General features: G+C 71.5%; 9 protein-coding genes. 7 read left to right on the top strand and 2 right to left on the bottom strand.

The features are described from left to right. On the bottom strand, positions 1-1,967 hold a 1,967-nt coding region (locus Q0Q23_RS18835), incomplete at its 3' end, for an ATP-dependent Clp protease ATP-binding subunit (protein WP_295127925.1). Between the two features lie 195 nt (positions 1,968-2,162). On the opposite strand from Q0Q23_RS18835, the gene Q0Q23_RS18830 reads away from it, so the two are divergent. The 3 genes from Q0Q23_RS18830 to Q0Q23_RS18820 are packed head-to-tail and all read left to right on the top strand — an operon-like array spanning position 2,163 to position 5,517. After that, entirely contained in the window at positions 2,163-3,725 is a 1,563-nt protein-coding gene (locus Q0Q23_RS18830; RefSeq protein WP_295127922.1) for a glycosyltransferase family 39 protein, read from the top strand. Then, a complete protein-coding gene (locus Q0Q23_RS18825; RefSeq protein ID WP_295127919.1) occupies positions 3,722-4,381 on the top strand; it encodes a DedA family protein in 660 nt (219 codons plus the stop codon). The genes Q0Q23_RS18830 and Q0Q23_RS18825 overlap by 4 nt, the downstream gene beginning before the upstream one ends. 44 nt (positions 4,382-4,425) lie before the next feature. Then, positions 4,426-5,517, top strand: coding sequence for a DNA glycosylase AlkZ-like family protein (locus Q0Q23_RS18820; RefSeq protein ID WP_295127914.1), 1,092 nt, complete (start codon positions 4,426-4,428; stop codon positions 5,515-5,517). A gap of 51 nt (positions 5,518-5,568) precedes the next feature. Here Q0Q23_RS18820 and Q0Q23_RS18815 read toward each other — a convergent pair whose 3' ends face one another. Then, the gene (locus Q0Q23_RS18815; protein WP_295127911.1) at positions 5,569-6,345 is read right to left on the bottom strand and encodes an SDR family oxidoreductase; all 777 of its coding nucleotides are present in this window, start codon (positions 6,343-6,345) and stop codon (positions 5,569-5,571) included. A 101-nt stretch (positions 6,346-6,446) separates the two neighbouring features. Here Q0Q23_RS18815 and Q0Q23_RS18810 point away from each other — a divergent pair, with 101 nt between their 5' ends. The 4 genes from Q0Q23_RS18810 (at position 6,447) to Q0Q23_RS18795 (ending at position 10,809) form a co-directional block, all read left to right on the top strand. Then, the gene (locus tag Q0Q23_RS18810; RefSeq protein WP_295127908.1) at positions 6,447-7,283 is read left to right on the top strand and encodes a helix-turn-helix transcriptional regulator; all 837 of its coding nucleotides are present in this window, start codon (positions 6,447-6,449) and stop codon (positions 7,281-7,283) included. Positions 7,284-7,421: 138 nt separating this feature from the next. Continuing rightward, positions 7,422-9,509 (top strand): DUF6777 domain-containing protein, encoded by a 2,088-nt coding sequence (locus Q0Q23_RS18805; protein ID WP_295127905.1) that lies wholly within the window; start codon positions 7,422-7,424, stop codon positions 9,507-9,509. A gap of 23 nt (positions 9,510-9,532) precedes the next feature. Further along, positions 9,533-10,441, top strand: a complete 909-nt coding sequence (locus Q0Q23_RS18800; protein ID WP_295127902.1) for a hypothetical protein — start codon at positions 9,533-9,535, stop codon at positions 10,439-10,441. Continuing rightward, on the top strand, positions 10,423-10,809 hold the full coding sequence (locus Q0Q23_RS18795) for a phosphoglycerate mutase family protein (RefSeq protein WP_295127899.1): 387 nt from the start codon (positions 10,423-10,425) through the stop codon (positions 10,807-10,809). The genes Q0Q23_RS18800 and Q0Q23_RS18795 overlap by 19 nt, the downstream gene beginning before the upstream one ends. Positions 10,810-11,289 lie beyond the last annotated feature (480 nt).

The following is an 11,289-nucleotide window of genomic DNA, read 5'->3' as shown; positions in this document are numbered from 1 at the left end:
GCCTTCTCGATCTCGTCGAACAGCACGACCGAGTACGGGTTGCGGCGCACGCGCTCGGTCAGCTGACCGGCCTCGTCGTAGCCGACGTACCCGGGAGGGGCGCCGACCAGGCGTGCGACCGTGTGGCGCTCGCCGAACTCGCTCATGTCGAAGCGGATCATCGCCTTGTCGTCGCCGAACAGCGACGCGGCCAGCGACTTGGCCAGCTCCGTCTTTCCGACACCGGTGGGGCCGAGGAACAGGAACGACCCGACGGGCCGGCGCTCGTCGCCGAGACCGGTGCGGTTGCGGCGCACCGCCTTCGCGACCGCCGTCACAGCGTCGTCCTGGCCGATCACGCGCTCGTGCAGCTCCGACTCGAGCGCGGCGAGGCGCTCGCGGTCGGCGTCGCCGATGCGCGACACCGGGATGCCGGTCGCCCGGGAGATGATCGCGGCGATCTCCGCCTCGTCGACGACGGCGTCCACGGCCGCAGCGTGCCGGGCCGACCCGAGCTCGTCGATCGAGCGCTGCACGGCCTCGATCTCGTCGCGCAGGCGGGACGCCTCCTCGTAGTGTTCGCTCGCCACGGCGGAGTTCTTCTCGGACTCCAGCGTCGCCAGCTTCTGCATCAGCTCGGACACGTCGACGCGCTTGCCCAGCGACAGGCGCAGCCGGGCGCCCGCCTGGTCGATCAGGTCGATGGCCTTGTCGGGCAGGAAGCGGTCCGAGATGTACCGGTTGGACAGCTCCACGGCGGCGCGGATCGCCTCCGGGGTGTAGCTGACGCCGTGGTGCTCCTCGTAGGCGGCGCGCAGGCCGTCGAGGATGAGCACCGCGTCCTCCACACCGGGCTCGCCGACCGTCACCGGCTGGAAGCGGCGCTCCAGGGCGGGGTCCTTCTCGATGCGGCGGTACTCCTTGAGCGTGGTGGCCCCCACCAGGTGGAGGTCGCCGCGGGCCAGCCGGGGCTTCAAGATGTTCCCCGCGTCCATCCCGCCGGATTCGCCGGACCCTCCGGCGCCGACCACGGTGTGCAGCTCGTCGACGAACACGATCAGCTCGTCCTTGCCTGCGCTGATCTCGTCCATGAGCGTGGTGAGCCGCTCTTCGAAGTCGCCACGGTACCGGGTGCCTGCGACCATCCCCGCGAGGTCGAGCGCGACGACCTTCTTGTCGCGTAGCTGCTCGGGCACGTCGCCGGCGACGATCGCGCGGGCGAGGCCCTCGACGATCGCGGTCTTGCCGACGCCGGCCGCGCCCACCAGCACGGGGTTGTTCTTCGTCCGGCGGGAGAGGATCTCGACGGTCTGCTCGATCTCGTCGAGTCGGCCGATGACCGGGTCCAGCCCGCCGTCGCGCGCGAGCGCGGTGAGGTCGGTGCCGAACTTGTCGAGCATCGGAGTGGCGGAGTCGCCCGCGGCCGCGTCGGAGGCGGTCTCGGCTCCCGCGCCGACCGTGGCGGCCTGACGCATGGCGTTGGTGAGCGAGTCCGGGGTCACGCCTGCCGCCTGCAGGACCTGCCCGGCGGGGGCGTCCTGGCTGATGACGAGCGCGAAGAACAGGTGCTCGGGGTCGATGTAGGTCGATCCCGAGGCGCGGGCGACCTGGTAGGCGTGGAACAGCGCGCGCTGAGCGGACGCCGTGATCGACGCGCCGTCGGCGTCGATGGGCTCGCCGGAGGCCGGAAGGCGCTGCTCGGCCGCAGCGGCGACCGCGTTCGGGTCGACGCCGATCCGGCGCATGGCGTCGGACGCCGGCTCCTGCCCCGCCATGACGCGGAGGATGTGCAGGGAGTCGAGCTCGCGGTGGCCGTGCTCGAGAGCGTAACGGCCCGCCTCGGCGAGGAGTTCCTGGGTGCGCCGGCTGAGGAAGCGGCTGATGTCGATGGAGCGCGCGGCGCGGGCGCGCTCGCCCGCGAGGTAGCGCGAAAGGAACTCGTCGAACGAGTTGTCGCCGCTACCGTCGGGGGTGAAGTTCTCGGGCACTTGATCTCCAGTTTCTCAAAGTTGAGCTACTTGCACTCAAGTTCAACACCGGGGTGTGCCTGTTATTCCCGGGCATGCGATCGGGAGCGCGGCCTGCGAAACGTCACCGAGAGTCCTCCCGCCGTTCACGCTCGTCTTGGACCTTTCTGGGGACGACGTGGATTGACTGGGCTCGGACGCTGAACCGAGAGGACGGTGCCGACCCTGTCTGTCACGATGCTGCGGCCGGCTCCCTCCTCGGGGATCGCCCGCGTCGCCCGCCCCGCGACCCTCGCGGCGGTCTTCGGCGTGCTCGCGACGGCTCTCGCGGCGGCCGGTTCCTGGATCCCGTCGCTCTGGGGCGACGAAGCGGCCAGCATCATGTCCGCGCAGCGTCCGGTGCCGTCGCTGTTCCGGATGCTCGGCCACGTCGACGCGGTGCACGGCACGTACTACCTCGGTCTGCACGCGTGGGGCGGCCTCGTCGGCTTCTCCCCCTTCGCCGTCCGGCTGCCCAGCGCGGTCGCCGTCGGCCTCGCCACTGCGGCCGTCGTCCTCCTGGCCGCGCGCCTGCGCGGAACGCGTGCCGCGATCGTCGCCGGGCTGCTGTGCGCCGTCCTCCCCCGCGTCACCTACATGGGCGAAGAGGCCCGGTCGTTCGCGTTCTCGGCGGCGATCGTCGCCTGGCTGACCGTGCTGCTGATCGCCATCCTCGACCGGGAACACCCGCGCGCGGGATGGTGGGTCGGCTACGGCGCGCTCCTCACCGTCGGGGTCTACGTCTTCCTCTACACCGTGCTGTTCGTCGTGGTGCACGGCGTCGTCGTGGCCGCGTCGCGGGCACCCCGCCGCGTGGTCGCCGGCTGGGCGCTCGCTTCGGCGGGAGGCCTACTGTCGTCCGCACCGCTCATCGTGGTCGCGGTGAGCCAGCACCACCAGATCGCCTACCTCGGAGCCATCCCCCAGCTGGCACCGCAGACACTCTTCAGCGGACTCTGGTTCGGGGACGCGTGGCCGGTCGCCATCGTGGCGTGGGCCCTCATCGCGCTCGCGGTGGTGACGGAAGCGCGGCAGCGGGTGCTCGTCGCCCGGGCCGCCGGCGGCGGCCTCTTCTTCCTGTCCGCCACCCGCCTGCCGTCGCTGGTGCCCCTCGCCCTCGTCTGGCTCGCGCTTCCGACGGGCATCCTGATCGCGGTGCAGGAGGTCGTGCCCGATTTCACCGCTCGGTACGTGTCGTTCTGCGCACCGGCGGCGGCGCTCCTGATGGCCTGCGGTGTCGACGACCTGCTGCGGTGGCGACGCTGGGCAGGTCTCCTCGCCGCCGCACTCGTCGTGGCCCTGACCGTGCCCGCCTACCTGGACCAGCGCACCCCGTACGCCAAGAACGGAAGCGACTGGGCGGAAGTCTCGGCGGCCGTCGGCGCGAACGCGATTCCCGGTGACGCCGTGGTGTTCGACGAGAGCACCCGCCCGTCCCGGCTCCCCCGGCTCGCCCTGCACACCTATCCGGCCGGTTTCGCAGCCACCGCCGACGTCACGCTCGCGGCGCCGTTCGCCACGCGCACGACGTGGCGCGACAGCGCGTATTCTGTGCGGCGGGCGGCCCAGCTCGGCCGGTTCGACGGAATCGACCGGGTCTGGCTCGTCGAGTACGCCGCGACACCCTCCACACCCGACACCTACGGCGTGGCGGACCTCACGGCGCTCGGCTTCCACGAGACCACCACGCGCATCCCCACCCACCACGCTCTCGTGGCGCTCTACGAAAGGACCCGATGACCTCCCTGTCCCTCCTCCACTCCGGCCTGCTCGACCCGCAGGGCCTCATCCAGGCCGCGGGTCCGTGGGCGCTGCTCGGCGTCTGCGCGATCATCTTCGCCGAGACCGGGCTGCTGCTCGGTTTCTTCCTTCCGGGCGACACCCTGCTCTTCTTCGCCGGCGTGCTCACGCTCACCGGGCGGATCCCGCAGCCGCTCTGGCTCGTGATCGTCGCCGTCGCGATCGCCGCGATCGCCGGAGGGGAGGTGGGTTACCTCATCGGCCGCAGGACGGGACCCGCTGTGTTCGAGCGGCGGGAGTCCGGGCTGTTCAGCCGGGCGAGCGTGGCCCGCACGCAGCGCTTCTTCGACCGCTGGGGCTCCGGCGCCGTGGTCGTGGCCCGCTTCGTGCCGGTGGTGCGCACGTTCGCCCCGGTGGCCGCCGGTGTCGGGCGGATGCGGTGGGGCGTCTTCAGCGCCTTCAACGTGATCGGCGCCGCGATCTGGGCGGCCGCCATCGTGCTGATCGGATACGGTCTCGGTCACATCCCCGGGGTCGCGGACTTCGTGTCGAAGTACCTGGACCTCGTCCTCATCGCGATCGTGGTGCTGTCGGTCGGACCCGTGCTCGTCCGCGCCATCGCACTGCGCCGGCGTCGCGCCCGCGTCGACTCGTGAGGACAGGGCGGCCGGGGCGGGCGGCCTCCCGCTAGCGTGGGGGCATGACCCTCACGCTCGACCGCGATGAAGCACGGAGGATCGCCGTCCGGGCGCAGCGGCTCGCGGCAGACCGGCCGACCGGGCTCGTCCCGCTGGTCGAGTCGCTGACCTTCCTGCAACTCGACCCGACAGCGGCGATCGCGCCGAGCGCCGACCTCATCGCCTACTCGAGGCTCGGCTCCGGCTACCGACCCGCAGAGCTCGTGGACGCACTCGAGCGCGATCGGCTTCTCTACGAGGTCAAGGCGATGGACGACCCGATCACCCCGCCGTTCGCCATGGTCCGGCCGGTCTCCGATCTCGGACTGCAGCTCGACCGGATGTCGCGCTGGCCCGAAGGGCTGCCGCGTGCCGCCGCCTGGCTGGAGGCCAACGACGGCTTCCGCAGCGACGTGCTCGCCGTGCTGCGCGACAACGGCCCGACCCTGTCGAAGGACATCCCGGACACGGCCACGGTGCCGTGGAGCTCGACCGGCTGGACCCACAACCAGAACGTCACCCGTCTTCTCGAGCTGCTTCAGGGCCGCGGGGAGGTCGCGGTCGCCGGCCGCGTGGGCCGCCAGCGCACCTGGGATCTGGGCGAGCGTGTCTACCCGGCGGGCACCGAGATCGTGCCGGAGGCCGAGGCCGGCCGCCTGCGCGACGAGCGGAGGCTGCGTGCGCTCGGGATCGCCCGGCGCGCGTTCGTCGGCGACGCCGGCGAGCCGGCCCGGGTCGACGGGAGCACGCGCGAGTGGCGCGTGGACCCGCAGGCGGTCGGCCTCCCGTTCATCGGACGCACCGCGCTGCTCTCGCCCTTCGACCGTCTGGTGCACGACCGGGTGCGCTCGCAGGAGGTGTTCGGCTTCGAGTACGTGCTCGAGATGTACAAGCCGGCGGCGAAACGCCGCTGGGGTTATTTCGCGCTGCCGATCCTGCACGGCGACCGGCTGATCGGCAAGCTCGATGCGGCCGCCGACCGCACGGCCGGCGTGCTCCGCGTCGCCGCGCTGCACGAGGACGAGCCGTTCGCGCCGGACGTACGGGACGCGGTCCGCGCCGAGATCGACGCCCTGGCCGCCTGGCTCTCGCTCACCCCGGAGTACCCGTCCTGAGGCGCTTCCGCGGCTCCGCCCGACCCGCGCCGCCCGGGTGGCCGCCGCGCCTCAGGCGGCGGACTCGCGCGCGTGCGGGTCGGACGCGTTGAGGATCTCGACGACGCGGTCGTAGTCGCCGCGGGCCTCCCCGTACCGGAGGAACTTGACCTGCTCGACCTGGAGCTCGGTCGCGTCCGGCTGGGTCTCGATGAGCTGCATCACCTCGGCGACGAACTCATCGAGCGGCATCGCGAACTCGCTCTCCTCCTGACCCGGCAGAAGGCTGGTACGCACCGCGGGCGGCTCCAGCTCCACGACCCGGACCGACGTGTCCGCGAGCTGCAGCCGGATGCTTTCGCTCAGCATGTGGATGGCCGCTTTGCTCGCGTTGTAGCTCGGCGTGACCTTCAGCGGGGTGAATGCGAGGCCGGACGACACGGTGACGATGGTCGCGGCCGGCCGGGTCTGCAGGTGCTCGACGAACGCCGCGATCAACCGGATCGGACCGAGCACGTTGGTGGTGACGATCGACTCGGCGGAGGCGAGGAAGCCGTCGGGGCTGTGCCAGTCCTCGACGCGCATGATGCCGGCCATGGCGATCAGCACGTTCAGCTCGGGGTGAGCCGCGAGCACGGTGTCCGCGGCCTGGCGGATGCTGTCGGGATCGGCGGTGTCGATGCCGACCGTGTCGATGCCGGGATGCTCCGCGGCGATGCGCTCCAGGAGCTCCCCGCGGCGGCCTCCCACGATGACGGTGTTGCCGCGCTCGTGCAGTGCCACGGCGAGGGCGAGACCGATTCCGCTGGTCGCGCCGGGGATGAAGACGGTGTTCCCTGTGATGTCCATGCCTCCACTGTGCTGGCGTCCGCACGGCGGCGGGAGCGGAGCGTCCATCGGGGGATCCGCGATCCCTGGCCGACCGGCGCGCGGCGGCGCATGATGGACTCATGGACCGTATCGCCCTCGCCGACTTCCTCCGCCGCCATCGCGAGGCGCTGCGCCCGGAGGACGTGGGTCTGCCGTCGGGACCACGGCGACGCGCTCCCGGCCTTCGGCGCGAGGAGGTCGCGTTGCTGGCGGCGATGTCGAACGACTACTACACGCGTCTCGAGCAGCGGCGCGGTCCGCAGCCGAGCGACCAGATGCTCGCCTCCCTGTCGCGGGCACTGCGGCTGACCGCCGACGAGCGCGACTACCTCTACCGGATCGCCGGCCACAACACCCCGGACCGCCTCGGCGGCGCACACGTTCCTCCCGCGCTGCAGCGCGTGCTCGACCGGCTCGACGACACTCCGGCGCTGGTGCTGTCCAACCTCGGCGAGACCCTGCTCCAGAACCGGCTGGCCGTCGCCCTGCTCGGCGACCGATCCGGCTACACGGGGTTGGAGCGCAGCGAGTACTACCGCTGGTTCACCGATCCGGAGACCGCGCGGGCGATGTATCCGGAGGCCGATCGCGATCGGCAGAGCCGGGCGCAGGTCGCGTCGCTGCGCGATGCCTACGGCGCGCTCGGTCCGCAGTCGCGAGCAGGCGAACTCGTGCGCGCGCTCCTGGAGCGCAGCCCCGAGTTCGCCGCCCTGTGGGAGCGGCACGAGGTCGCCCGGCGGTTCGAGGATCACAAGACGCTCCTCCACCCGGAGCTCGGTGCGATCGAGCTGGACTGCCAGGCGCTGTTCACCGAGGACCTCTCGCAGTGCCTGCTGGTGCTCACCGCGGCGCCGCGCACGGAGGCCGCCGAGAAGCTGGCGCTGCTCTCGGTGCTCGGCACCCAGTCCTTCGCGTGAGCGCTGCGCTCCAGGGGCTGCCGAAGGGCGAGTAGACGCCCTCAAGGCCGGGGAATCAGGGCACTTACGTGCCCTTCGGGGCCGCGAAACGACATGTCCACTGGTACGACCCGGTGTATCTGAGCTATTCTCATATTTATGTCTGAGGGCTCCGGCCCGGGAGCACCGACGGGCGATGGCGCCGCCGCTCCGGGCCCACGCAACCGACGTCGCCGGTGGCTGATCGGTGGCATCGTCGCCGCCGTCGTCGTGATCGCTGCCGCCGTGTTCGGCGGCATCGCGATCGGGCGCTCGGCGGCCTCCGCCCCGCTCACGCTGGTCGCCGCAGGGAGCGCCGGTCCGAACCCGTTCACCGAGTCCACTCAGAGCGACCCCGCACCGGCCGCAAGCAGAGCGGTGGCCGAGAAGACCGCCGGGCTCCGCGCGTCCTTCCCCAAGGCCGAGGGCACCGGCACGCCGGTCGCCGGAGGTGCGACCCCCGGCCTCTACGGAGGCAGCGGCGATGCGCAGGTGTGCGACCCCCAGAAGCTCGTGACGTTCCTCGGCGGCGCACCGGCGAAGGCGGCGGCGTGGGCACGGGTGCTCGGCATCGCCCCCGCGAAGATCGCGTCGTATGTGGCCGGCCTGACGCCGGCGGTCCTCGGCAGCGACACGCTCGTGCAGAACCACGGCTACCGCTCGGGCGCCGCCACCTCCTTCCCGGCGATCCTGCAGGCCGGTACCGCCGTGCTGGTGGACGCGACCGGGTTCCCGCGCGTGAAGTGCAACTGCGGCAACCCGCTCACCGAGCCTCAGCCGCTCTCGGTGTCGTCGACCGCCACGACCGGCACGCGCTGGGCCGGCTACCGTGCGGGTTCGGTGATCATGGTGACTCCGGGAGCTGCGAACGGCAGCCTGCCGCTGGTCGATCTGACGACCGGCCGGGTCTACCGGCAGCCCGTCGGAGCCGGGGCGAGCATCTGGGCCGCCGCCACCTGGAGCTCTTCCGCCGACATCGGGCTGGTGGACCAGACAGACCTGTGGACGAGCGCGGACGGCAGCTCCTGGACGCACGCGGCCACGATCCAGCACACGCTGGTCGACGGACTCGCCTGGGGAGACGGCCTCTGGGTCGCCGTCGCGCAGCGTGACGACCAGTCGTCGATCCGTGCGGAGGTCCTGACCTCCTCGAACCTCACGGCGTGGACGACCGCGGCGACCGTAGACGGGAGACTCCGAGGCGTCGCCTTCGGCGCCGGGCGGTGGCTGGCGGTCGGCGATCCGGCGACCGGATACAGCGACACCGTGGGCCTGTCCGGGGCGAGCGGTCAAGCGATGGTGTACTCCAGCGGCGACGCAACGACGTGGACGAAGACGGCGACGGTCACGACACCCGGGCTCGACGGTTTCTGGTCGGTCGCGTACGGCGGCGGCCGGTGGCTGACGACGGCGTACGCCATGTACGAGCCGAAGAGCGAGGTGCCCGTCTACCAGAGCACCGACGCGAGCAACTGGACCGTCGCCGGCACCCCGATCGCCGACCAGGCCCAAGGAACGGTCGCCTACGGTGCCGGGACCTGGCGGATCGCCGCCGCGACGACATACCCGGCCGACGCCGCCACGGGCCAGCCCGCCATCGATGACACGCTGATCGACTCCGCCGCCGACGGCAGCGCATGGTCGACCTCCGGCCCCGAGTCGCTGAAGAAGCAACTGCCGCACGGTCTCGCGTACGGCGGCGGCCGCTGGCTCGCGGGGAGCGAGGATGCGGAGCTGCTGAATCAGGCCCATTCGATCGCGAGCACCCAGGTGACCTCGAGCGACGACGGGACGACCTGGAGGACCGTCGGCCGGATCGACGGGCCGCTCGGCGCGCTCGCCTACGGGAGCGTCGCAGCCGGATCGGCCGGCCCGCCCACCGGCTCGCCTGGCCCGACACCGCCCTCATCGCCGACTCCGGCTCCGACCGCAACGGCGCCGGTGACCACTCCCGGCGCCGACGCGCCGGACTGCAGCTCGGCGGCGCTGCAGCGGGCTCTCGCGGCCGCCGGCCTCACAGGCACGATCGGTTCCGACCTCGTCTGCAGCGGCGGCTGGGCCGCGGCGGGAGTGAACCATCCCGAATCGCAGACAACCTCGGTCTTCCAGTGGGTGAACGGCGCCTGGCAGTTGCGCGACCGCACGCAGGTGTGCGCGCAGGACTCCCTGCCGCCAGCGGTCGCGCCGGCGGCCTGCTCCAGCAATTGAGACGACGGAGTACCGTGTGCTCCGTGGACGTCTTGGACTGGCTTCTGGACGGCGACCCGGCCATCCGCTGGCAGGTGAGACGGGACCTGCTGCACGAACCGGACGGCGTCGTCGCCGCTGAGCGCGCGAAGGTCGAAACCGAGGGCTGGGTCGCCGAGTTGCTCGACCTCCAGCGCGAGGACGGCACCTGGGGCGCGGGCGTGTGGACGCCGGAGGACCGGCTGGGTGTCGACGATGCGATGCTGCTGCTCGCCCTCCTCGGCGCGCCGGCCGACGGCGAGCGGACCCGCATCGCGGTCGACCGGGTGGTGCGCAACGTCGACTGGGGCGAGGAATGGTGGAACCATCCGTTCTTCGACGGCGAGGTGGAGCCGTGCATCAACGGGCGCGTCCTCGTCGCCGGGTCCCGCTTCGGCCACCCGAGCGACCTCATCGTCGAACGTCTGCTGAACGAGCAGCAGACCGACGGCGGCTGGAACTGCTACGCCGAGACCCGCGACGATCCCGGTTCGTTCCACAGCACCATCTGTGCGCTGGAGGGGCTCGTCGCCTACCGCGATGCCGGTGGGCCGACCGACGTGTCGGCGGCGATCGACCGCGGGCACGAGTACCTGCTGTCGCGCGGTCTGATGCGACGGCTCCGCGACGGCTCGGTCATCGACGAGGGCTGGCTGGTGTTCAGCTTCCCGTATTACTGGGCGTTCGATCTGCTGCGCGGCCTCGACCATCTGCGTGCGGCCGGAGTCCCCGCCGACGCGCGGGTGACGGAGGCGGTCGACGTGGTGGCGTCACGCAGGCAAATCGACGGGCGTTGGCTGCTCGACCACGAGCACTCCGGGCGCGCCCTGATCGGAATGGAGACGGTCGGCGAACCGAGCAGGTGGAACACGCTGCGTGCGCTGCGCGTGCTGGAGTGGGCGGGACGCTCGTGACGGCGCGGCTGCTGCTCATCCGCCACGGTGAGAGCACGGCGAACGTCCCGGCCGCCGAGGCGGAGGCCGTGGGCGCCGAGGCGATCGCCGTCGAGGCCGGGGACGCGGACGTTCCGCTCTCGCCGCTCGGCCGGGCGCAGGCGGCGACGCTGGCGAAGGCGGTGCGCGATCGCGATGCTTCGGAGGCCGACTGGTTCAGCTCCCCCTACCGTCGCGCCCTGCAGACGGCTCAGGCGGCCGGCGTCGGCCGGCCCGCCCTCCGGGAAGGTTCCCACTGCGAACGGTCAAAAGCCACTGTGAGAGTCGAAGCCCGCTTCGATCGCGGAGCGCACCGTCTCCCGTTCGAGTTTCTCCGAAGCGCACCATGACGCAAACCTCGTTGGCGAGAGGATCGCAGGGTTTCGATCGAGCTCGAGTCCCTCCCGGGCCAACATCCGCCGTAACGTGCGACGCCGATTGCGCAACCGGACGGCCCACCACACGCATTCACAAATCACCACAGGGAATACGAGACCGTTTGCCACGCTCAGAATGGCATGCGCTCCGGGTCCGCTCATGGTGGCCTGTAGGACCCCGACCGGCCATCCGGCGACGAGGGTGATGAGTACGACCAACAATGGGCTGTGTGCACGTGCGACCCAACGCGCGCCTGTTTCACCCGCCCATGGCTCCCATGCAAGAACTAGTCGTTTGAACATGACCATCCGCTGATTCAAGGTAGGGCTGCTCCCGTTGCACCTGGGTCGCATGGCTGGCCTGCCCCGCTCCCATCTGCGCCGCCGCCCACGCCGATGTGTCCCGCGTCAAGTAGTTGGCAGGGTTTCTTCGATTTCGAAGTTGGGGATGGT

This window comes from uncultured Leifsonia sp., assembly GCF_945957465.1.
GTDB lineage: Bacteria > Actinomycetota > Actinomycetes > Actinomycetales > Microbacteriaceae > Leifsonia.
This window is presented reverse-complemented; position numbering and strand designations above follow the sequence as displayed.